Annotated in this window: 22 protein-coding genes and 1 tRNA gene; 13 read left to right on the forward strand and 10 right to left on the reverse strand. The window is 63.3% G+C overall.

The window, feature by feature from the left end:
• Positions 1-111 precede the first annotated feature (111 nt).
• Positions 112-188, reverse strand: a tRNA-Trp gene (locus BN1133_RS17660).
• A gap of 213 nt (positions 189-401) precedes the next feature.
• On the opposite strand from BN1133_RS17660, the gene BN1133_RS17665 reads away from it, so the two are divergent.
• From BN1133_RS17665 to BN1133_RS17680, 4 genes are all read left to right on the forward strand, one after another.
• Positions 402-974, forward strand: a complete 573-nt coding sequence (locus BN1133_RS17665) for a hypothetical protein (protein WP_050667771.1) — start codon at positions 402-404, stop codon at positions 972-974.
• Between the two features lie 236 nt (positions 975-1,210).
• Positions 1,211-2,131, forward strand: coding sequence for an aspartate carbamoyltransferase (gene pyrB / locus BN1133_RS17670; RefSeq protein WP_050667772.1), 921 nt, complete (start codon positions 1,211-1,213; stop codon positions 2,129-2,131).
• Positions 2,132-2,141: 10 nt separating this feature from the next.
• A complete protein-coding gene (gene pyrI, locus BN1133_RS17675) occupies positions 2,142-2,600 on the forward strand; it encodes an aspartate carbamoyltransferase regulatory subunit (protein ID WP_050667773.1) in 459 nt (152 codons plus the stop codon).
• Positions 2,601-2,805: 205 nt separating this feature from the next.
• On the forward strand, positions 2,806-3,297 hold the full coding sequence (locus BN1133_RS17680) for an arginine repressor (RefSeq protein WP_050667774.1): 492 nt from the start codon (positions 2,806-2,808) through the stop codon (positions 3,295-3,297).
• A gap of 213 nt (positions 3,298-3,510) precedes the next feature.
• Here the strand turns inward: BN1133_RS17680 and BN1133_RS17685 are convergent, their stop codons facing one another.
• Positions 3,511-3,807, reverse strand: a complete 297-nt coding sequence (locus BN1133_RS17685; protein ID WP_082178048.1) for a DUF1496 domain-containing protein — start codon at positions 3,805-3,807, stop codon at positions 3,511-3,513.
• A gap of 186 nt (positions 3,808-3,993) precedes the next feature.
• On the opposite strand from BN1133_RS17685, the gene BN1133_RS17690 reads away from it, so the two are divergent.
• Positions 3,994-5,121, forward strand: a complete 1,128-nt coding sequence (locus BN1133_RS17690; protein WP_050667776.1) for a hypothetical protein — start codon at positions 3,994-3,996, stop codon at positions 5,119-5,121.
• Between the two features lie 45 nt (positions 5,122-5,166).
• Here BN1133_RS17690 and BN1133_RS17695 read toward each other — a convergent pair whose 3' ends face one another.
• A complete protein-coding gene (locus BN1133_RS17695) occupies positions 5,167-5,583 on the reverse strand; it encodes a hypothetical protein (protein WP_050667777.1) in 417 nt (138 codons plus the stop codon).
• 122 nt (positions 5,584-5,705) lie between these two features.
• On the opposite strand from BN1133_RS17695, the gene BN1133_RS17700 reads away from it, so the two are divergent.
• From BN1133_RS17700 to ydiK, 3 genes are read left to right on the forward strand one after another with little or no spacing between them, the layout of a single operon-like run.
• A complete protein-coding gene (locus tag BN1133_RS17700) occupies positions 5,706-6,470 on the forward strand; it encodes a substrate-binding periplasmic protein (protein ID WP_050667778.1) in 765 nt (254 codons plus the stop codon).
• 57 nt (positions 6,471-6,527) lie between these two features.
• Positions 6,528-7,880 carry a bifunctional NUDIX hydrolase/phosphatase PAP2 family protein gene (locus BN1133_RS17705; RefSeq protein ID WP_050667779.1) on the forward strand — a complete coding sequence of 451 codons (1,353 nt, stop codon included), beginning with the start codon at positions 6,528-6,530 and terminating at the stop codon, positions 7,878-7,880.
• Positions 7,861-8,952, forward strand: a complete 1,092-nt coding sequence (gene ydiK / locus BN1133_RS17710; protein ID WP_050667780.1) for an AI-2E family transporter YdiK — start codon at positions 7,861-7,863, stop codon at positions 8,950-8,952. Before BN1133_RS17705 ends, ydiK begins: the two co-directional genes overlap by 20 nt.
• 11 nt (positions 8,953-8,963) lie before the next feature.
• Here the strand turns inward: ydiK and BN1133_RS17715 are convergent, their stop codons facing one another.
• Positions 8,964-10,022, reverse strand: coding sequence for an agmatine deiminase family protein (locus tag BN1133_RS17715; RefSeq protein WP_407922061.1), 1,059 nt, complete (start codon positions 10,020-10,022; stop codon positions 8,964-8,966).
• Positions 10,023-10,168: 146 nt separating this feature from the next.
• Between BN1133_RS17715 and BN1133_RS17720 the strand changes: the two genes are divergently transcribed.
• Together BN1133_RS17720 and dhaR are read left to right on the forward strand one after the other, a co-directional pair.
• Positions 10,169-11,023 (forward strand): LysR family transcriptional regulator, encoded by an 855-nt coding sequence (locus BN1133_RS17720; RefSeq protein ID WP_050667782.1) that lies wholly within the window; start codon positions 10,169-10,171, stop codon positions 11,021-11,023.
• 64 nt (positions 11,024-11,087) lie between these two features.
• Positions 11,088-12,965 (forward strand): dihydroxyacetone kinase operon transcriptional regulator DhaR, encoded by a 1,878-nt coding sequence (gene dhaR / locus BN1133_RS17725; RefSeq protein ID WP_153006774.1) that lies wholly within the window; start codon positions 11,088-11,090, stop codon positions 12,963-12,965.
• Here dhaR and dhaM read toward each other — a convergent pair.
• The 4 genes from dhaM to BN1133_RS17745 all read right to left on the reverse strand — a co-directional run bounded on the left by dhaM (position 12,929) and on the right by BN1133_RS17745 (position 16,943).
• A complete protein-coding gene (dhaM, locus tag BN1133_RS17730) occupies positions 12,929-13,657 on the reverse strand; it encodes a dihydroxyacetone kinase phosphoryl donor subunit DhaM (RefSeq protein ID WP_050667784.1) in 729 nt (242 codons plus the stop codon). The genes dhaR and dhaM overlap by 37 nt on opposite strands.
• The gene (gene dhaL, locus BN1133_RS17735; RefSeq protein WP_050667785.1) at positions 13,654-14,289 is read right to left on the reverse strand and encodes a dihydroxyacetone kinase subunit DhaL; all 636 of its coding nucleotides are present in this window, start codon (positions 14,287-14,289) and stop codon (positions 13,654-13,656) included. Before dhaL ends, dhaM begins: the two co-directional genes overlap by 4 nt.
• A gap of 9 nt (positions 14,290-14,298) precedes the next feature.
• Entirely contained in the window at positions 14,299-15,369 is a 1,071-nt protein-coding gene (gene dhaK, locus BN1133_RS17740; RefSeq protein WP_050667786.1) for a dihydroxyacetone kinase subunit DhaK, read from the reverse strand.
• Between the two features lie 215 nt (positions 15,370-15,584).
• A complete protein-coding gene (locus BN1133_RS17745; protein WP_050667787.1) occupies positions 15,585-16,943 on the reverse strand; it encodes an NCS2 family permease in 1,359 nt (452 codons plus the stop codon).
• A 202-nt stretch (positions 16,944-17,145) separates the two neighbouring features.
• Here BN1133_RS17745 and BN1133_RS17750 point away from each other — a divergent pair, with 202 nt between their 5' ends.
• Together BN1133_RS17750 and BN1133_RS17755 are read left to right on the forward strand one after the other, a co-directional pair.
• Positions 17,146-17,478 carry a cupin domain-containing protein gene (locus tag BN1133_RS17750; RefSeq protein ID WP_050667788.1) on the forward strand — a complete coding sequence of 111 codons (333 nt, stop codon included), beginning with the start codon at positions 17,146-17,148 and terminating at the stop codon, positions 17,476-17,478.
• Positions 17,479-17,581: 103 nt separating this feature from the next.
• Positions 17,582-18,652 carry a protein kinase family protein gene (locus BN1133_RS17755; RefSeq protein ID WP_050667789.1) on the forward strand — a complete coding sequence of 357 codons (1,071 nt, stop codon included), beginning with the start codon at positions 17,582-17,584 and terminating at the stop codon, positions 18,650-18,652.
• A gap of 51 nt (positions 18,653-18,703) precedes the next feature.
• Here BN1133_RS17755 and BN1133_RS17760 read toward each other — a convergent pair whose 3' ends face one another.
• The gene (locus BN1133_RS17760; protein WP_050667790.1) at positions 18,704-18,955 is read right to left on the reverse strand and encodes a hypothetical protein; all 252 of its coding nucleotides are present in this window, start codon (positions 18,953-18,955) and stop codon (positions 18,704-18,706) included.
• Positions 18,956-18,985: 30 nt separating this feature from the next.
• The gene (locus tag BN1133_RS17765; RefSeq protein ID WP_005354391.1) at positions 18,986-19,357 is read right to left on the reverse strand and encodes a YacL family protein; all 372 of its coding nucleotides are present in this window, start codon (positions 19,355-19,357) and stop codon (positions 18,986-18,988) included.
• A gap of 91 nt (positions 19,358-19,448) precedes the next feature.
• On the opposite strand from BN1133_RS17765, the gene BN1133_RS17770 reads away from it, so the two are divergent.
• Complete coding sequence (locus BN1133_RS17770) at positions 19,449-20,564, forward strand: sugar diacid recognition domain-containing protein (RefSeq protein WP_050667791.1); 1,116 nt, start codon at positions 19,449-19,451, stop codon at positions 20,562-20,564.
• Positions 20,565-20,606 lie beyond the last annotated feature (42 nt).

The following is a 20,606-nucleotide window of genomic DNA, read 5'->3' on the forward strand; positions in this document are numbered from 1 at the left end:
GAGATCATCGACCGCGATTGACAGAAGCGGCAGCGACAGGAGCTGGAAGAGACGCTGGAGCGGGAGACAGAAAGCGAAAAGCCGGCACTAGGCCGGCTTTTCTTGAAGAAATGGCAGGGGCGGCAGGACTCGAACCCGCAACCATCGGTTTTGGAGACCGCTGTTCTACCAATTGGAACTACGCCCCTGCAGAGAACGAGGCGAATTATACAAAGCGCAGACCAAAGGTAAAGGCTTTTTTCTCCCTCTTTGCACCGTTTGCACAAAGTTACGCCGTTCCGTCCTATTTTCCCCATTTAAGAGAGATAAGCTGCTGATTTTATGGCCGGCTTATCCCTGTGGGGTGGGCAAGCCACGGCTTTGGGAGTAGGGTAGGAAAAGCTGCCGGGAGGGAGGCAAACATGCTCAATTACAGGCTGCTGCAACAGCTGGCACCGCTCAACTTTCGCGATGAGACCCAAACCGAGACACTGGCCGACTATCTGATCCGGGTCGGTCCACTGCTACCCGGCATTCCCCCCAATCTGCTGGCCCAATGGATCTACCGCCACTGGCGTGGCTTCGAATCCAACTGGAGCTTTATCGATCTCTCCCGGATCGAGGTTCTCCCTGCCTGGCTCGACCTCGATATCATCTGCCGCGACATCAACACCCGGCATATGGAGGTGGTCGAACGCTGGAGCGAGATGCTGCGCAGCAATCGCTATGTGCGTCGCTCCTGGCTGGCAGAGTACATGTTGACTCAGGGTACCTGGCCCGAACCCATCATAGTGCTGGCCCCTGACGAGGGAGACCACTACCCGGACGGTACGCCCATGCCCCGCCCCTATGCCCTGCTGGAGGGACATCACCGGCTCGCCTATCTGCGCTGCCTGGCACAGGAGAATCATCCCCTGCAGAGTCGCCATGCGGTGTGGATTTGTCGGCCCGTTGTTGACAGCAAAACGTTTGCCCAACCCAAAATCGACCATTGAAATAATGTTTTGACAAGGATTTTTTCGCCACTATAATCCTTCCGATTTTGCTCAGGGTCTGGTTATGTTATCGCCAATAATGCATCAATTCAGCGTCGCCCCCTTCGGTGCCCAGCACCGCAACGGCGCCGTTTTTATTGGCTCCCGACCCGCAGATCCCCAATTTTTTTTGAAAAAAGCCCCTGTTTCAGGGGCTTTTTTTTTGCCCCCCACCTCAGTCAAAGGGAATGCAGACGATGACCAATCCACTCTATAAGAAACACGTCATCTCCATCTCCGACCTGACCCGGTCCGAGATGGAACTGGTGGTCGAAACCGCACAACGGTTGAAGGCCGACCCGAACCGCCGCCTGCTGCAAGACAAGCTGATCGCCAGCTGCTTCTTCGAGCCCTCCACCCGCACCCGCCTCTCCTTCGAGACTGCGGTGCAGCGCCTCGGTGGTAACATCATCGGCTTCGCCGATGGTGGCAACACCAGCGCCAAGAAGGGGGAGACGCTGGCCGACTCCCTGAAGATCATCGGCTCCTATGCAGATGCCATCGTGATGCGCCACCCCCGTGAGGGCGCAGCCCGGGTTGCCTCCGAGTTCTCTTCCGTGCCGGTCATCAATGGCGGTGACGGCGCCAACCAGCATCCGACCCAGACCCTGCTCGATCTCTTCACCATCCACGAGACGCAAGGGCGCCTGGACAACCTCAACATCGCCTTCGTCGGGGACCTCAAGTACGGCCGCACCGTGCACTCCCTGGCCCAGGCCCTGAGCCTGTTCAACTGCCGCTTCTTCTTCATCTCTCCCGAAGCCCTGGCCATGCCCGAGTACATCTGCGAGGAGCTGGAAGAGAAGGGGATCCCGTTCAGCGTGCACGAGACCATGGAAGAGGTGATGCCCGAGCTCGACGTCCTCTATATGACCCGGGTACAGAAGGAGCGCTTCGACGAGACCGAGTACAAGCACATGGCCGCCAAGTTCATTCTGGATGTACCGACCCTGGAGGGCGCCAAGCCGACCATGAAGATTCTCCACCCCCTGCCGCGGGTCGACGAGATCACGGTCGCGGTCGACAAGACACCGCACGCCGCCTACTTCGAGCAGGCCGAGAACGGCGTCTACGCACGCCAGGCCCTGCTGTCACTGGTACTGAACGAAACTGTCTGAGGGGAAGAGCATGTCTGAGAAATTGCAAGTAGAAGCCATCCGTAACGGCTCCGTCATCGACCACATCCCGGCCGGGCAAGGCATCAAGATCCTCAAGCTGTTCCAGCTGGTGGAGACCCAGGAACGCATCACCGTCGGCTTCAATCTCAAGTCGGGCGCGCTGGGCAAGAAAGACCTCATCAAGATCGAGAACACCCGCCTGACCGAAGAGCAGGCCAACCAGCTGGCCCTGTTCGCCCCCAAGGCAACGGTGAACATCATCGAGGAGTTTGAGGTAGTGAAGAAGCACCAGCTCGAGCTGCCCGCGTTCATCGAAGGGGTGTTCGAGTGCCCCAACTCCAACTGCATCTCTCACCAGGAGCCGGTCGCCAGCCACTTTGCGGTTCGCGAGGTGAAGGGCTCGGTGCGGATGAAGTGCAAATACTGCGAGAAGTCCTTCACCCAGGACATAGTGAGCGCCCTCTTCTAAGGCGTTTATGCAGCAATCATGACTAAACAGGGCCCTATCGGGCCCTTTTTTGAGCCCTGTCACATCGATTTTCGACCTGTTCGCTATAATTCCCGCCCTACGCAGAGGGTTTTTCGAAGGCTTATTGGATAAGCAGATAATTACTCTGCATAAACTGTAAAAGCACAAAGATTAGTGCTGAGGTTGTGCCGTGAGGAGGCGCTCTATGGTCAAGACCCTGTCGGGGCATAGCGAGATTAACCACGATGCGGCGCAACTGGATGCCTGCCGCCAGATCATCGCTCGCCACTGCTACGGCACTCAGGAGGAGATCCGCCGCGAACTGGCCCACTTCGGTTTCCCCGATATCAGCCAGTCCACCGTCTCACGGCTGCTGCGTCGCCTCGGCGTCGCCAAGGCGCAAAACGCCAGCGGCAAGAAGATCTACACCCTGGTGGAAGAACAACTGGAAAACGGGGACAGCGCTCGCTCGATTCACGACATGGTCAAGTCGGTGGAGAGCAATCAGCAACTGGTGCTCATTCACACCACTCCGGGAGCCGCTACCGTGGTTGCCCGTATGCTGGATCGCCACGCCGACCCGGAGATCATGGGGGCCGTCGCCGGTAATGATGTGGTGCTGGTGGCCCCGAGGCACATCAGTCGGACCAAACAGACCAGGGATGCGGTGATCCGCACCCTGAAGAAGGCGCACTGACCGGCGTCAGTTCGCTCGATCAATCCCGTACGGAGCGAGCCTCACGCTCGGCGCGCTCACGAGCCAGCACACGCTTGTACCACCAGCTGTTGCGACGACGATGAGTGTTGGAGAAGCGACGGGACATGGATCAATTCCGCGAGTAACGACAGGGGCGGGCATTATGCGATAAACCGCTTCCCCCTGTCTTTAGCTGGATCAATAAAACCCCCCTCAGGCTCCCACCCGCAGACGTTTATCTCCCTTCTCCACCTTGGGTTGCTCCGGCTTGGCTGAAAGAGCATGCCAGCTGAGCGGTCCATTACTCTCCTGATCATTTTGGGGAGCACAGATCAGTGGACCACTCTCCAGGTCCAACACGGCCCCCAGACTGTAACGGCGATCCTCATACCAGCAGACTCGCTCACCCGGATTGACGGGAAGCCACAAGCGGGCATCCCCCTCGGCGTGGGCCGCCCCTGCGCCCAACCCCCAGAGACTCAACAGCCCCAACACATGCCACTTCATCATTCGACTCCTCTTGCCTGTTCCCTGTTAGAGCGACCCCTGGCGCGAAAATATTAATCGCCCCCTCTGGCTTTCCATAACCACTGTGATAGCCTGCGCGCCGACTCGTCTGGCCATTTGCTGTACAGCTGATCCCAAGGCTGCCGGCGGGCCGGAACGCCCCTCTCCTTTCGTTTTGGACTTGCTTCAATGCGTGTTGTTTCCCTTATCAAGGTGACACTGCTCAGCCTGATGCTGAGCGGCTGTATCGCCCCCTTGCTGATCTCTCCGGGTAGCCAGTTGATGTGGGCCCTGCTCAAGCCCCTGGTCGGTTTCGACCCCAACGAGGTCAACCTCTTCGAGCAGCCTCTGGTCAAGGATCGCATGACCGCCATACTGGGACCCCACTACGATACCACCATGACCCTGCTCAAGACTGCCAGCGAGTTGCAGCAAGAGGGGCCTCTCTTCTTTGCCCTGTCACGCGCCGTACCCGGGCTGAGCGACAAGGCGGGGCTGGTGTGGAACTCGGACACCAACCAGATGGCGGTCATGTTGGTTGACCAGCAGGGTCCCAAGGTGTTCGCCGAGCCAGGAGCCCGGCCCAGTTGGCCCAACCCCATGCAGGCCTGGCAGGCCCCCCTCGGCAATGCCCAAGGTGCCGTCGGAGCGCTGGGTGCCGTCGGCTCGACGCTGGAGACCCTGAGCAACCCGCAACAGGCGGTAAATGGTCTGGTGCAAAGCGGTACCCGGACTCTGGTGGAGAGTGCTCAACAGGGTGTGACTCAGGCGACGACGCAAGCCACTACCCAGGCCACAAATCAAGCTCGGCAGGCCGGCACGCAAGCGGCCATCGAGGCGGTAAACCAAGCCAGCCAGACCAGGACTCAGGTTGCCACCCAGGCCACGAATCAAGCTCGGCAGGCCAGCACGCAAGCGGCCATCGAGGCGGTAAACCAAGCCAGCCAGACCAGGACTGAGGTTGCCACCCAGGCCACAAATCAGGCCGGGCAGAAAGCCGCCAGCAGTCTCCAGCAGGGCGTCGTCCCCCTGCCCACCCATTCGGCCATCGACCAGGCCCCGGCGGTCGTCACACCTGCCGCCTTAGCCCAAAAGGGGAAAGCGCCGGCCAAGGAACCCGGAGCACAGGGGCAAGCAGAGGCGCCTGCGAGCGCCGGGCAACAGGTTGCCGACAAGGCCAGGGAGCTGGAGCAGCAAGGCAAGGCCATGACCGACAAGCCAACTGCGGCAGCGGCCAAGCAGGCTACAGCCAGTGCGACCGCGGGAGAAGAGAGCCGCGCCGCCGCCGAGGCCGAGCTGGAGAAGCTGCTGAACTAAAGCGCAATCGAGACGAAGAGGCCACCCTTGGGTGGCCTCTTGGGTTTATGGGTAGTAGCGCTCCCGCTCTCGGGGGCGCTCCTGATGCAGCTGAGATGGCGGCTCGGCAGACGGCTGAGAGTGGCGGGTACCAAACTCGATGGAGGTACGGATGAGGTCCACACCGGCCCTGATGATGATGACCCCCATGTGAACCAACTTGACGCAGACCCAGAGGAAGGCCATCAAGAGGATCAGCTTGAGCACGGTCTGGAAGGCTTCAAGGAAGTTCTGCTCCAGATTGGCGGTCAGGCCGTTGGCACTGGTCATCAACCAGTTGTAGACCTCTCGCACAAAGGGGATACGACTCGGCATCTCCAGTACGTCGAGTGCCGCCGGCAGCGCCTGGAAGATCACCACTGTGCCGAACAGGATCAGGATCACCCCCAGGGTGATGCCGAGGAAAAACGCAAACTGTTTCATGTCTTGACCACTGATAATAAGAACCTGCCAACTATAGCCGCCGCAGGGGGGCCATGTCATGGGATGAACCCGGGAGCCTATACTCAAACACATTCCATAATCTTCGCCGTGATGGAGGCGTGATGAGACATCTCCTTATCCTGCTATGGTGTTGCACTCTACCTCTTTGGGCACTCACTTATTACTCGGAAGAAAACCAGCCCCTCAATGGCCAGGGCCCCCGTGGTGAGGCGAGCGGATTCTCCGTCGAGTTGCTAAAGCTGGTCTGGCAGGAGATGGGGGAAAAGGAGCACCCCATCCATTTCTTGCCCTGGTCCCAGGGCTGGTACCTGCTCACCCAGCAGCCCGGAGTGGTACTCTTTGCCACCTCTCGCACCCGTGCCCGTGCCCCCCATTTTCTCTGGGCCTGCCCCATCAGCGTTTCCCAAATCTCACTCATCGGCCGTAAACAGGACAAGCATGTCATTCACTCCCTCGAAGACCTTCGAGCCTTGCGTATTGGCGCCATGAAGGCGGATGTGGGCGAACAACTGCTGCTCAATGCGGGTCTCTCTCCACAGGGCATAATGTCGGTGGATCGCATGGAGCAAGTGGTGCGCCAACTGGCCCTGTCTCGTACCGACCTGGTCTCGGCCAACCAGGACTTGCTCCTGCACCAGATAGGCAGAATGGGCTTCAACCGGGATGAGTTCGAGATAGTCGCGACCTTGAGCCAGCAAGAGAGCTGTTTCGCCTTCAACCCGACCACCTCGCCCGAGGAGGTAAAACATTTCCAGCAGGCTCTGGAACGGGTAATGAAGAGCCAGGCCTACCGCGCCCTGACCGACAAATACGCCCACATGCTCAACTTTACCCTCAACCCGACGGCCACACCCCTGCTGAAGTAGTTGCCCCCTCCTCCCCTTTCTGTGACCCTGTAGCCATTCGAGGCGAGGGAAAAGATCGTGGTTCGCATCCTCTTCATCATGTTCTCCCTGCTGGCGGGACAAGCCAGCGCGGCGGCACCGACGGCGGCCGTCTGTGTGGTACAGCATCAAGACAGGGTCCTGATGGTACAAGACAGTGTCTCGGGCCGCTTCGGCCTGACCGGTGGCTATATCGATGCCGGAGAGACGCCGGAGCAGGCGGCCCTGCGCGAACTCTACGAAGAGACGGGGCTAAAGGGTGACATTCTCGCCCCCATCGGCCGTTGGCAGCAGGCGGCACTGTTTGCCTGTCGCACCACGACCCCGCTGCAGGCGACCCCCCAGGGGCGCGTCAATCTGCTTCATGCCCCGAATCTGGGGGGCGAGATTCGCCAGGCCAGACTCATCAACCCCCGTGCTCCCGAGGTCGAACTGCGCTTTCCCGAACAGACTCGCTGGCTCGCCGAACAGTTGCCTGCCAATAGCGACAGTCCACGACAGGAGCTGACCGACTTTAGCCAGCAGGGCAATCTGCTGCATCGAACCGAACTGCCCTGGCTGGAACGACTGCAAACCGGGCTCACTCCTCTGGCCCCGCTGCTGGCGGTAACCAACCTGTTTGGTGAACAGGCCCTCTATCTGGTGCTGCTTCCCCTGCTGCTGCCCTGGTTGGGTTGGCCCAGGCTGCGCGCCATGCTCTTCACCTTGGGCACCCTCGCCTTCTGCATCACCCTCGGCAAGCTGGCCATCGGCTGGCCACGCCCCTTCCATCTGGTGCCCCAACTGGCCGAGCAGGCCAGCGGGGGCTTCGGTATGCCCAGCGGCCACACGGCCACCGCCCTGCTCTTCTGGGGCCTGCTGCTGCGCCAGTGGCGGGGATGTCGCCACCCCCTGATCTGGGCACTACTGGCGGCCCTGCTGACCGGCCTGGCCCGTATCGAGCTGGGAGTGCACTTCATCTCCGATGTATTGGGAGGCTTGCTGCTGGGGGCTCTGCTGCTCAGCCAGTCCGAATTACTGGCCCGGCTCTCTGCCCGCCCCCTGGCATGGTGGGCCCTGAGCCTGCTCGCTCTGGCGCTGGCCTGGCCGACCCAGTCCGGCTCACTGGCCGCCCTGGCCAGCCTGGGGGCCGGTCTGAGCCTGGGACAATCGCTCCCCCTGCGGCGCCATGCCAGCCCTCCCCTGCCGACGGCCCTGCTGGCCCTGTTGGGCAGCCTGCTGTGTGGCCTGCTGCAGTGGCAGCTCCCCCATCTGATGAGCAGCTCTTTCACCATCTTGTTACTACAATGGAGCTCCCTGCTACTGCTCGGCCTCTGGCTGAGCGCAGGCATCTGGCTCCTCTCTCCCACTGCAACCCCTGGAAACGACACCTATGCCCGAGAAGAAGCGTGACCTGGCCAAAGTAACCCTGGGAGTGCTGTTTATCGGCATTCTCATCATCTCCAGCCTCTGGGTCCTCAGGCCTTTCCTGCCCGCCCTCATCTGGGGCACCATGATCACCATTGCCACCTGGCCCCTGCTTCGAATGGTACAGCGCCTGCTATGGGGACGACGGGCCCTGGCCGTGCTGGTCATGACCGGCGCCCTGCTGTTGCTGTTTGTCATTCCGCTCTCCATGGCACTGGCCACCATGGCCGAGAAGGTTCCCCTGCTGCTGGAGTGGGCCGGAACCTTCAACCACTCGACCCCACCCGAGCTCCTCTGGCTGCAACAGATCCCCCTGGTCGGTGACAAGCTGCTGGAGTTGTGGCGCCAGATCCTCGCCAGCGGCGGTCAGGTGCTGTTTGCCAAGCTGACCCCCTATCTGGGTCAGACGGCCAAGTGGCTGGCGGCCCAGGCAGGCAATCTCGGCATGCTGTTTGTCCACTTCCTGCTGACCGTCGCCGTCTGCGGCATGCTCTACCACTCCGGGGAGCGGGCAGCCAACGGCATTCGCCGCTTTGCCCACCGGTTGGCCGGTGAGCGGGGGGACAACGCCACCGTGCTGGCCTCTCAGGCGATCCGCGCCGTGGCCCTCGGGGTAGTGGTCACCGCCCTGGTGCAATCCACCGTGGCCGGTATCGGTCTGCTGATCGCCGGTATCCCCTACGTGATGGTGCTGGTGGTGTTAATGTTCGTGTTGATCATCGCCCAGATAGGCCCCTTCCCGGTGCTGCTCGGTGCCATCGGTTACCTCTATTGGAGCGGCGACAACACCTGGGGCACCTTCCTGCTGGTGTGGTCCCTGTTTGCCGGCAGCATGGATAACTTCCTGCGCCCCTACCTCATCAAGCAGGGGGCCGACCTGCCCCTGATCCTGATCCTGGTGGGGGTTATCGGTGGCCTGTTTGCCTTCGGCATCATAGGCCTCTTCATCGGCCCGGTTGTGCTGGCCGTGGCCTATACCCTGCTCGATGCCTGGATCCGGGAAGGGGAGGAGAAAGAGGCCGCCGCACGGGCACAGGAACCCACTGCGGCCACCTGACCCTACTTCCCTCAGGACGGTTGATGCAGGGTGATGCAGTGGATCCCACCGCCCCCTGCCGCCACCGGGTCTATGTCCACGGGCACTATCTTGCGACCGGGGTAGAGCGCCCCGAGCAGGGTCTGGCAGTGGACATCGGCCTCGGGATCACCAAACCGGGGGATCACGACGGCGCCGTTGATCGGCAGATAGTTGATATAGCCGGCGGCAAAGTCGGGGCTGCGGCTGAAGCGGTTATCCCTGGGCTGGCGCGGTGGGGGCAGAAGATGCAACTGCAGCGCCCTGCCATCGGCATCCCGCGCCCCCTGCAAGATGGCCAGGTGTTCGCGGGTCACGGCGTAGTCATGGGAGTCAGGGTCGTTGTCCAGATTGACCACCACCACGCCGGGACGCACGAAGCGGGCATAGAAGTCCACATGGGCATCTGTGATGTCCCGCCCCTTGATCCCCGGCAACCAGATGATCTTCCGTAACCCGAGCAGCCCCTTGAGCTCGGCCTCCAGCTCGGCACGGGCCACTCCGGGGTTACGATTGTCGTTGAGCCAGCAGCTTTCGGTCATGATCGCCGTGCCCTCACCATCCACCTCTATGCCACCTCCCTCGCCCGTGATGTTGGCCCGCAGATGACGCGCCCCGCTGGCCCTGGCCACCACCGCCGCCAACCGACTGTCGCTGGCGTGTTCCTGCTTCTCCCCCCAGCCGTTGAAGTTGAAGTCCACCAGGGCGAGTCCGTCCCCATCCCGCACGAAGACGCCCCCGCTGTCACGCACCCAGATATCGTCCAGAGCCACCGGGATGAAACGGGTATTGCTCTCGCCACACAGTCGCCGCGCCAGGACCTCCTCACCCGGTCGACACAGCACGGTGACCGAAGTGAAAGGGGTCATGGCGCGCACCAGTCGGCCTATGGTGGCCTGCACCTCCTGAAACGAGCGCCCCCAAATGGCACGACTGGCGGCAAACGCCACCCAGACTCGCTCCTGAGGCGCGCTCTCGTCGGGCATGACCAGAGACTCCTCTGCATCGGCCCACCCCAGGGGGGTAACGGCCAGCACGCCCAGGGCGGCCATCATCTTGAGCAGGATACGGCGAGTGTTCATCTTGACTCCTATCATTAGTTTTTATTACAGGTTCACAACACAGTGATAGGCTAGATGTCCAATGCATGCGGAACAAACGATCAATTTAGCGACAAAGTGATAAGCAAGGCTAATCAATGAAACTCAAACAGTGGCCCCCGCTCAACGTGCTGCGCGGCTTCGAGGCCGCCGCCAGACTGGGCAGTTTTCACAGGGCGGCAGAGGAGCTGCATCTCACCCAGTCTGCCATCAGCCAGCAGATCCGAAGCCTGGAGGAGATGCTCGGCCAGCCCCTCTTCCTGCGCCAGGGCCGCGGCGTGATCCTCACCGATGCGGGTGCCGACCTGCAGGCCACCACCTGTGAGGTATTACAACAACTGGTCGCGGGCCTAAAGCGACTCGACCAGTATCAGAAACCCAACCAGGTGATCCTGCACACCAGCCAGGAGTTGGCCCGCTACTGGCTGGTGCCCCGCCTCCCGGCGCTGCGCCAGTGCCACCCGGAGATCGATCTCTGGCTCGTCACCGGCAGCGAGCCCCCCGACATGCAGGGCGACACCATTGACCTGGCACTCCATGCGAACCTCAAGGCCCAGGCCGATTGCGACCTCTACAGCCTGTATCAGGATTGGCTGCTGCCGGTGGCGGCACCGGCCATCGCCCACCGGTCACCCGAGGAGCGACTGACCCTGCACGGGGAGCGGGAGATGGATTGGCAACGCTGGCTGCTGCAAGGGGGAGACGGGCTCGGGCTGAGAGAGGAAGGATTCAACTTCTCGGATCCCGGCCTGCTGCTGGAAGCCGCCATCACAGGTGTGGGCGTGGCCCTGGCCTGCGAACTACTGGCCCGACCGGCTCTCGAGGAGGGGCGCCTGCTTCCCCTTTCAGCCCACAGGGTCAAGGGCCCCCGCTGGGACCTGCTGATCCACAGAGAGAGCCGCGAGATACCCCACTGCCGCACCCTGCTCACCTGGTTGCGCCAGGCATTCTGAGCCCCGTCACTGACAGGGGAGGCTCAGGCTGCTCTAATGGATAACCCCATCACTGGAGTCCGATGTGAACACCTACCCACAGTGGCTGATCGCCTCCTGGCAGCGCTGCAGCCTGCAAAGCGCCCCCGCCCCCTGGCAACCGCCTCACCAGGCCCGTGGCCAGACCCTGCAGAGCATGCTGCAACGCAAACGGGATCTGGTGGTGACCGGCGAGATGGCCCTCGAGGATCTCTACGAGTACATGGAGGGGCGCCGCTGCGCCCTGCTGCTCACCGACGAGAGCGGCTGCCTGCTGGCACGGGTCGGCCATGGGGAGATCCTGGCGGCGCTCGGTGAGCTCGGGTTGCTGCAGGGGGCCTTCCTGAGTGAGGGGCGCCTCGGCAGCAATGCCATCAACCTGGCGGGCTATCTGGGGACCCCCCTGACCCTGCGTGGCAAGGAGCACTTCAAGGAGGCCCTGCACGGCTGGGTCGGCTCGGCGGCGCCCGTCTTCAATCCCCAGGGACGTCTGGTGGCCATGCTGGCCCTCTACTGCCCCCTCGAAGAGGCTCAGCCGGGGGATCTGGCGCTGGCCGTCGCGGCGGGAAGAGAGCTGGCCAACCAGCTACAGATGGAGGGACTGATGCAAGAGTCCCAGCGTCACCTGAGTGAGCTCTATGCCCTGCTGGAGGGGATGGACGACGGCGTGCTGGCCTGGGATCATCAGGCAAAGATCCGCTACCTCAACCGGCTCGCCGCCGAACGTCTTGGATTGGACCCGGCCCGGGTGCTCGGGCAGCCTCTCGCGCTCTATCTGCGCCTGCCGAGGCGACTGGAGCTGGCCATCGAATCGGACGAGCCATTGAGCCACGTAGATCTGACGCTGGAGTGCGAGGGACGGCTCCTCCCCGTGCTGCTCAGTCTCAAGCGTGTGCCAACCCCGTTGGGGGCCCACTTTATCGCACTGCTTCATCCGGCCGAGCGCCTCGAAGCCCTCTGGCTTCGGCGCCAACCGCCCCCCATCCTGGTCACCGATTCCCAATCCATGACCCGAGTCCTGCGTCTGGCCCGTCAGGCCGCCCACGGCAACGGCCCCGTGCTGCTGCGCGGTGAGCCCGGCAGTGGTAAAGGGGCGCTCGCCGCCTATCTGCATCAGGAGGGGAGTCAGGCCGATGGCCCTCTGGTCACCGTGGATTGCCAGGCCATCCCGGCGACCCGCCTGGAGCAGTTGCTGATGGGATGTGACGAGGAGGGGCTGGAGCGGCCCGGCAAGATAGAAGAGGCCCATGGCGGCACCCTGCTACTGGAACAGATAGAGCACCTGACCCAGCCCCTGCAGGGGGCGCTGCTGCATTGGCTCAAGAGCGGGCGGCTGCAGCGCTTCGACTCCCCCCGAGTGCTGCTGCCGAAATGTCGCCTCATCGCCACCAGCACTGCCGATCTCGAGGAGTGGGTGGAACAAGGGGGCTTCGGTCGTCAGCTGCTCTTTGCCCTGCAGGGGTTTGAGCTGTGGCAGCCCCCCCTGCGCGAGCGCATCGCCGATCTGCCCCGCCTCATCGCCCAGCAGCTGGAACAGCAGGGGGATCCCCGCCGCCTCTCGGCCAGGGCTCGGGAGCGGCTGTTGGCCCACCCCTGGCCCGGTAACCTGACCGAGCTGCACGCGGTCATCGAACACGCCAGGCTCAGGGCCGAAGGGGAGTCTATCGAGCCGGAGCACCTGCCATCCACCCTGCGACACACCCGGGTCGAGACCGTGGAGCCCCCCTCCCTGATGACACTGGCCGAGCAGGAGCGCCGTGCCCTGCTTGAGGCGGCGGCCCTTTGTCAGGGACGAGTGCAGCAGATGGCCGAGCGGCTCGGCATCAGCCGCACCACCCTATGGCGCCGGCTCAAGGCCCTCGACATAGACATGTCACACTACCGGGATCACTCGGCATCACCGAAGCGCTCGGCCGCCAGCTGACGAAACACCATCAGGGCCAGGGCCCCGTCGCCACCACGGGCGTAGAGGGTGAGGGTATCCCCCCGCTTTACATCGAGCAGGGCCAGCCGGCTCAGGCTGCGCGGGTTGGCCTCCTGATCCCCCTTGCACAGGCGTAGCTCGGCATTGAAAGGCTTGAGCGCCGCCACCAGGCGCGCCGCCGGCCGTACATGCAGCCCATGGGGATTCTCCACCACCACTTCACAGCTCTGCCAGGGGTCGGCGATCGGATCGGGCTCAGCCAACTCAACCACCTGCGGCTGTGCCTGGTGTGCCAACATGGCCTGCTTAGGTGCCAGGGCCCCTCGTGCCTCGGCGGCCACCGCCTCCAGCCCCATACCGGCGCCGGCCGCCACCACGGCGGCCAGGGTCCCCTCCACCAGCGGTGCCGGGCAGAGACAGACTCGCTCGGCGAGATCCTCGGGCAGCAGATCCAGCGCCGTCTCGGCACTGAGCAGGGCACTGCCGAGATCCATCAACACCAGCACCCCCTCCCCGTCATCCGCCGCCTCGATGGCGCTCATCACGGCGACCGCATCGGTTCCTATGGGGTGAGCGGGATCGTCCACCCCGGCCGCCAACTCGAGACGTGCCGCCGAGCCGAGCTGGCTCACCAGCTCCTGAATGCCGGCCGCCAGGGTGGCGCTGTGGGAGACCACGACGATGCCGATCATGCGCCACCTCCTGCGCTGCGAGCCAGGGCGGCGAGCAGCAGACAGGTAGAGGTCGCCCCCGGATCCTGATGCCCTATGCTGCGCTCACCCAGATAGCTGGCGCGCCCCTTGCGCGCCTGCATGGGAATGGTGTCCCGGGCCCCCTGCTCGGCGGCGGCCACCGCCTCCGCCAGGGCCTGGGGCAGCTCGGCGCCTCGCGCTTGTGCCTGCCCGAGGGCGGCCAGAGCCGGCCACCAGGCGTCGCACATGGTCTTGTCACCGGGCTCGGCCCGACCACGCGCCACCACCCCTTCGACCCCCTCACTCAGCATCTGCTGCAACTCGGCCAGGCTCAGGCACTGATGGGCATCGGCCACGGCAGCGGCACGAATGAAGAAGGTGCCGTAGAGTGGCCCGCTCGCTCCGCCCACCGAGGAGAGCAGGGTCATGCCGGTGGTCTTGAGGATCTGCCCTATGTCCTTGTCGGCCACACTCGGCAGCTTCTCGGCCACCTTGGCGAAGCCACGCTGCATGTTGATACCGTGATCCCCGTCGCCAATATCGGTGTCGAGCCCGGTCAGCATGTCACGCTCCCGCTCAAACACGCCGGCGCACGCCTGCAACCAGGCCACGATCTGTTCTCTGGTCAGCATGAGACCTCCTTAGCAACCACGACGCAGGGCCGGGGTATGGACCGGGGCATCCCATAGCCCCATCAGCTCGTCGTCCACCTTCACCAGGGTGATGGAGATGCCACTCATGTCGAGAGAGGTGCAGTAGGGGCCGATGAGGTTGCGCACCAGGTGGATACCCGCCGAGTCACACAGACGGGCCAGCTTGCCGTACACCCCGTAGAGCTCGGAGAGGGGGGTGCCGCCGAGGCTGTTGACCAGGGCGATGACCCTATCCCCCTCTCCCAGCGGAGCTATGGTCACCTCCTCCTCGAGCCAGTTGCCGAGTTCCCGATCCCAGCGGCGCAGAGTCCGGCTGTAGGGGGTCTTCTCGATCAGAGTGAGGAACATCTGCTCGACCAGGGTGTCGAGATCCTGATAGCCGCGCCGTTCGATGCCCGGCTCCCCGTGGATGCCGACCCCAAACTCCAGCTCGTCGTCGGCCAGGGTGAAGGAGGGCTTGCCCGCGGCCGGCACGGTACAGGCGTGCAGGGCAACGCCGATACTGCGACTCTGGTTGTTGATACGCCGGGCCAGGGCCTCGCAGCGCTCCAGGTCATAACCCGCCTCGGCCGCCGCCCCTACCAGCTTCTCGATCACCACGGTCGCCGCCACCCCGCGCCGACCCGCCGTATAGAGGCTGTCTTTCACCGCCACATCGTCATCGACCAGGGCAAAGCCAACCTTGGCCCCCTCCCCGTGCAGCAGCTCGACCGCCGTCTCGAAGTTGAGCACGTCGCCGGTGTAGTTCTTCACCAGAAACAGCACCCCGGCGCCCCCATCGACCGCCTGGGCACACTCATACATCTGATCCGGAGTCGGTGAGGTGAACACCTCCCCCGGGCAGGCACCGTCGAGCATGCCTCGCCCGACCAGGCCACCGTGCATCGGCTCGTGGCCGCTGCCGCCCCCGCTCACCAGGGCCACCTTGCCCGCCACAGGCGCGTCGGCACGGGTGATGAAATGGGGCTCGATACGCACCTTCAGCTCGGGGTGGGCGGCCGCCATCCCCATCAGTTGTTCGCGTACCACGGCATCGACGGCATTGATCAGCTTCTTCATCGTGACTCCCTCCTGGCCCGACGGGCATAAATGATATGGCCAGTCTAGGGGGCCATCGGAAGGAACCAAGCTCATCCCGATCCGATTCAGAATGAAACACAATGAGAGGGAGGCTTGTTCCATAATGAAACAAGCCATCAGGAGAGAGAGAAAAAATGTGAAGCCACCCAAACGACACAGGGCGCCCGAAGGCGCCCTGTTCATTCGACATGGGATCAGATGGCCCAACCGCCGGCGTAGAAGGCCACCAGGGCCACGGCGATAAGAATGGTGCCCAGGTTGAGCCGCTTGGCTTCACCGGCCACCAGACGACCGACCACCAGAGAGGCGAAGCCAATCATGATGCCGGTGACGATATTGCAGGTCAGTACGATAAAGACGGCGCACAGCATGCCACAGAGGGCGTCGACGCTGTCCTTGAAGTCCAGCTTGGTGATGTTGCCGAGCATCAGCAGGCCCACGTACATCAGGGCCGGAGCGGTGGCGTAGGCCGGTACCAGGTAGCTGAGCGGCGAGAGGAAGATCATCAGCAGGAACAGCACCCCGACCACGGTGGCGGTGAGACCGGTCTTGCCACCGGCGGCGGTGCCGGCGGCCGACTCGATGTAGACAGCGGCCGGAGCCCCGCCCACCACGCCGGAGACGATGCTGCTGACCGAGTCGGCGGTCAGCGCCTTGCCACCGCTGATGATGTGGCCGCGCTCGTTGATGAGCCCGGCCTGGCCCGCCACGGCACGGATGGTGCCGGTGGCATCAAACACGGCGGTCATCACCAGGGCCAGCACGCTCGGGATCACCGCGGCGTTGAGGGCCCCCATGATGTCCATGCTGCCCACCAGGGAGCCCTGCTCACCGGTCAGGCTCGGCATGGCGAAGAAGCCCTGCCAGGTCACCTTGGGATCAAAAGCCAGCCCCAGCAGGGAGATGGCGACGATCACCATCAGGATCCCGCCCGGTACCCGGCGGCGCTCCAGGCCGAAGATGGCCGCCAGCCCCAGCAGGGTCATGATGACGGGGAAGGAGGTGAAGTCGCCGAGCTGTACCGGCAGGCCGGCCCCCTCGTTCTTTACCACCAGGCTGACGCTGTTGGTGGCGATCAGCAGCAGGAACAGGCCGATGCCGATGCCGGTACCGTGGGCGATGCCGAAGGGGAGGTTGGCCAGGATCCACTGGCGCACACCGGTGGCGCTGATGAGAGTGAAGAGCACCCCCATCCAGAAGATGGCGCCGAGCGCCACCGGAATCGAGATGCCCTGACCCAGCACCAGGCTGAAGGCGGTGAAGGCGGTCAACGAGATGGCGCAGCCGATGGCCATCGGCAGGCGCGCCCACAGCCCCATCAGCAGAGAACCGAAGGCGGCGATGAGGCAGGTGGCCACAAATACGGGCCCCTGCTCGAAGCCGGCGGCTCCCAGCATATTGGGCACCACTATGATGCTGTAGACCATGGCGAGGAAGGTGGTGAGACCGGCGACCAGCTCCTGGCGCACCGAGCTGCCCCGCTCATGAATCGAGAAATATGTGTCCAAAAATCCGCCCCGTTCCGTCGAAGCGACTGCGTGTTGCTCTGCCATTGCCTTGATCTCGCCAAAGTGTGAAGGAAATCGTTTGTCTGATGGGCGCGCAAAATAGCAGGAAACAGGGGGAAATGCAGCGAATTCGTCAAACGTTTTCCTGTCTTTTGCCGAACTTGCATCGATTTGGAGTCGATCTGAGCCAACGGTTCCCACTCCTCGCTTATCTATACTGAAACCAGTCCGCCATGGAGGTCAGATCATGCATATCGGCAACCTGCTCAAGATGCTCCCCGACTCCCTGCCCTGCGAGCTGTTTGAAGACATCCTCAGCACCGATCGTCTGCGCATCGAGCGTATCCTGTCACGGGGGCAGAGCACCCCCCAGGGAGAGTGGTACGATCAAAACGAGCACGAGTGGGTATTGCTGGTGGAGGGAGAGGCGGTGCTGAGCATCGAGGATCCCCAAAGTGGCGAAGCCCGGCTGCTGCGCCTCGGCCCCGGCGACTATCTCAATCTGCCAGCCCATCTGCGCCACAGGGTGGAGTCCACGGCACCGGATCGCACCACCATCTGGCTCGCCATCTTCTACTGAGAGCGACACGGTTATGTGATGAAAACGTCACCATCTCTTGCCTCGTCTGGTTGAAGCGAAGCGAGTTGATTAGCCTGTTAACAGAGGCGACAAGGAGATCCCCATGAACCCCAAAATCACCGCCCGTCAGCAACATCTGACCGCACTGCTGGCATCGGGGGAAGAGATCCGCATCGGTAACGAGCAGCGCTGCCCCCTGCCCCTGGCCGAGCTGGGACGGATCGGTGCCGATCACCCCGCGGTGATCCAGCGGTGCGACAGCGGACTCACCGCCGAGGTACTGCATCTTGAGCTGTCCGGTGAGCAGTGGTGCCTGAAACGGGCGCGTCCCGTCTCCCGCGTCGCCAATCCGGACGGCACGACCGCCTTCCTGACCGAGCTGCAGCGACGCCAGGAGATTGAGAGCCTGCGTGAGCTCCACCCCGACCTGCTGCCCCAGGTCGTCAGCACCCGTTTCGGCTCTCTGCAGCACGGCCTGTTGCTCTCTCCCTGGTTGCCGGGCAAGCCCCTGTCGCGCATCAATGAGCGCGTGTTGCAGCAGATGCTCAATGCCGAGGGTGAGTTGGCACACTGGGGATTCTTCGACTGGGACCCGAGCCCGGGCAACTTGCTCGACGACGGCCACCAGATCCGCCTGTTCGACTTTGGCTACATGTGGCCCTTCGACCCCCTCCACGAGTTCAACTCCAACGGCCTGAGCGATCCCGACTTCCATGTCCCCGAGCGGCTCGAGACCCGCGCCCTGTCGGGGATCTGGCTCGGGCTGGACGATCCCCTGCCCCAGTTCCACCTGTGGCGTGAACTCTGCCTCGAGTGGGCACGATGGGAGCTGGCCAGCCTGCGCCGACGGGGGGCCTCACTCCCGGTGCTGACCCGACTGGAGGGGCTCATCGCCCGCTGGCGGGAAACCCTGAGCGGCCCAGAGTCCCTCTGGGCCCACTGGCTGCGGGACATGTATCGCAGCCACCTGCTCGACGTGCTGGACGATCTCAGCGGCCAGAGCGCGACGCCCCTCACCCTGCAGCGTGTCGACTGGCTGGTGCAGCATCTGGAGCGAGACTTCAACCTGCTGCAGGGGCATCTGATGCCCGCCGATGCGGGGCTCGGGCGGGCCGCACTGGGCGAGCGCTACCACACTCTGCGCCGCCAGGTGGAAGCCTGCCAGCTGGCCTGACCGGCAACAAAAAGCCCCGCCAAGGCGGGGCTCACTCTGCACCGGACGGGCTTAACGGCCCGATTCGGCGATCACGCGGGCGACGATGTCGGCACGCTTGCCCGGCTCCATCTCTTCGAGGGCGATCAGGGCCGCCTTGATCAGCACCCCCTTGGGAATGCTCATGTCGTCAAAGGTGATGGTGGCGTCCAGGTGCAGGGCGTGCAGGCGGCTGGCATCCTTCGGACCCAGGTTCAGCTGCATGGTGAGCGGGGAGCCCTTCTTCTTGGCCTTCTCGGCCTTGTTGGTGTCGAAATCAGACATAGTGGTTCAAACCTGTTGTGTGAGCGGGACTTACCAGTCCTCGTTGCGAATAAAGGCGCGCCAGGAGGTCAGCACGGCGGCAAAATCCTCGAGGCCGCACAGGGCCAGCTGTTCATCGTCATAGTAGGCGAGATCGTCGAGATCCTCGTCCAGGCTGATGTTGAGCACGTTGGCTTTGACCTCGGCCTCCTCCTGGGTCAGGGTCAGGGAGTAGTCACGCCCGGGACGGCGGAACTCCTCCTGCTGGCGGGCCGAGAGGCGGTCGATGACGGCGAACAACTCGTCGAGCACGGCCTCGTCCTTGCCCACCTCGTCGATCAGCCACTGGCCGATGGCCTCGTGGCCCATGGAGAAGCGGGCACGATAGCCGCCGAAGCCATCACGCCGAAATTCATAATCCATCGTGGGGTCCAACTGGGGTAAAGTGGGCCCTATTCTAACGGCCCGGGCTCGCCAGCAACAGCCCGACCGACCCAATCACGCCGGAAGCAGCATGGAACTGGACGATAACATAGCGCGCCAGATAGTCGCGCGGGCCATGAGGATCCTCCCCTACTCGGTCAACGTGATGGACAGACACGGCCACATCATCGCCTCGGGCGACCCGAGCCGCCTCCATCAACGCCATGAGGGGGCCATCCTGGCGCTTACCGAAGACCGGGTGGTGGAGATCGACGACGCCACGGCCCTGCGCCTCAAAGGGGTACGTCCCGGTATCAACCTCCCCATCGCCTTCCAGGAGGAGCTGATCGGCGTCATCGGCATCTCGGGGGCGCCGGAGCAGGTGCGCGCCTTCGCCGCCCTGGTTCAGATGACGGCCGAGTTGATCCTCGAACAGGCCGCCCTCTCCGAGCAACTGCTGTGGGATCGCCGCCACAAGGAGGAGCTGGTGCTGCAGCTGGTTCGCGGTGACGGCAAGCCGGCCCAATTGGCGCAATCGGCACGCCTGCTCGGCATCGATCTAAGCCAACCCAGGGTCGCGGCAGTGATCCGCCTCGAGCAGGCGGATCCGGCCCGCTTGCGCGAGCTGGTCCATCTGCTGGAGAACCCGGAGCGTGACAACCTGGTTGCCATCCACGGCCTCGACGAGATTGCGGTGCTCAAACCCATCCGGCTCGGCGAGCAGGGATGGCAGACCGAAGGGGAGCGGGAACGGGTCAAGGAGCTGTTGGGACGCATCGCCGGTTTTCGGGTACGCATCGGGATAGGTGATCACTTTCCCGGGGTTGAGGGGCTCGCCCTCTCCTGGCGTACCGCCCGCGAGACTCTGCTGCGTGGCAGCCGTCAGGCACCACGACGCCAGGTCTACTTTTTCGAGGACTACAAGCTGCCGGTGCTGCTTGGCACCCTGGCTGACTCCTGGCAAGGGAGCCGTCTCACCATCCCGCTCCAGCGGCTCGCCGATGAAGATTCCAAGGGAACCCTGCGCAAGAGTCTCGAACACTATTTCGGCGAGAATTGTGATCTGCATCGGGCCGCCGCCGCCCTCTTCATCCACCCCAACACACTGCGCTACCGACTCACCCGGATAGAGCAGATAACAGGCTTGAATATCAATGTGTTGGAAGAAAAGCTGCTGCTCTACCTGGCCCTGACCCTGGCACGATAATTTGTTTGAAAATACAAAATCGACCATTTCTGGTGCATCACA

The organism is Aeromonas schubertii (assembly GCF_000820105.1).
Taxonomy (GTDB): Bacteria; Pseudomonadota; Gammaproteobacteria; order Enterobacterales; family Aeromonadaceae; genus Aeromonas; species Aeromonas schubertii.

Bases quoted from the DNA above. Each gene is read 5' to 3' on its own strand.
- BN1133_RS17765 (WP_005354391.1), bottom strand. From the start codon at position 19,357: ATGGATTATGAATTTCGGCGTGATGGCTTCGGCGGCTATCGTGCCCGC.
- BN1133_RS17720 (WP_050667782.1), top strand. From the start codon at position 10,169: ATGAAACTCAAACAGTGGCCCCCGCTCAACGTGCTGCGCGGCTTCGAG.
- BN1133_RS17760 (WP_050667790.1), bottom strand. From the start codon at position 18,955: ATGTCTGATTTCGACACCAACAAGGCCGAGAAGGCCAAGAAGAAGGGC.
- BN1133_RS17770 (WP_050667791.1), top strand. From the start codon at position 19,449: ATGGAACTGGACGATAACATAGCGCGCCAGATAGTCGCGCGGGCCATG.
- pyrI (WP_050667773.1), top strand. From the start codon at position 2,142: ATGTCTGAGAAATTGCAAGTAGAAGCCATCCGTAACGGCTCCGTCATC.
- BN1133_RS17665 (WP_050667771.1), top strand. From the start codon at position 402: ATGCTCAATTACAGGCTGCTGCAACAGCTGGCACCGCTCAACTTTCGC.
- BN1133_RS17755 (WP_050667789.1), top strand. From the start codon at position 17,582: ATGAACCCCAAAATCACCGCCCGTCAGCAACATCTGACCGCACTGCTG.
- dhaM (WP_050667784.1), bottom strand. From the start codon at position 13,657: ATGATCGGCATCGTCGTGGTCTCCCACAGCGCCACCCTGGCGGCCGGC.
- BN1133_RS17685 (WP_082178048.1), bottom strand. From the start codon at position 3,807: ATGATGAAGTGGCATGTGTTGGGGCTGTTGAGTCTCTGGGGGTTGGGC.
- BN1133_RS17750 (WP_050667788.1), top strand. From the start codon at position 17,146: ATGCATATCGGCAACCTGCTCAAGATGCTCCCCGACTCCCTGCCCTGC.
- BN1133_RS17700 (WP_050667778.1), top strand. From the start codon at position 5,706: ATGAGACATCTCCTTATCCTGCTATGGTGTTGCACTCTACCTCTTTGG.
- ydiK (WP_050667780.1), top strand. From the start codon at position 7,861: ATGCCCGAGAAGAAGCGTGACCTGGCCAAAGTAACCCTGGGAGTGCTG.
- dhaL (WP_050667785.1), bottom strand. From the start codon at position 14,289: ATGCTGACCAGAGAACAGATCGTGGCCTGGTTGCAGGCGTGCGCCGGC.
- BN1133_RS17690 (WP_050667776.1), top strand. From the start codon at position 3,994: ATGCGTGTTGTTTCCCTTATCAAGGTGACACTGCTCAGCCTGATGCTG.
- BN1133_RS17680 (WP_050667774.1), top strand. From the start codon at position 2,806: ATGGTCAAGACCCTGTCGGGGCATAGCGAGATTAACCACGATGCGGCG.
- pyrB (WP_050667772.1), top strand. From the start codon at position 1,211: ATGACCAATCCACTCTATAAGAAACACGTCATCTCCATCTCCGACCTG.
- BN1133_RS17745 (WP_050667787.1), bottom strand. From the start codon at position 16,943: ATGGCAGAGCAACACGCAGTCGCTTCGACGGAACGGGGCGGATTTTTG.
- BN1133_RS17695 (WP_050667777.1), bottom strand. From the start codon at position 5,583: ATGAAACAGTTTGCGTTTTTCCTCGGCATCACCCTGGGGGTGATCCTG.
- BN1133_RS17715 (WP_407922061.1), bottom strand. From the start codon at position 10,022: ATGGCCGCCCTGGGCGTGCTGGCCGTTACCCCCCTGGGGTGGGCCGAT.
- dhaK (WP_050667786.1), bottom strand. From the start codon at position 15,369: ATGAAGAAGCTGATCAATGCCGTCGATGCCGTGGTACGCGAACAACTG.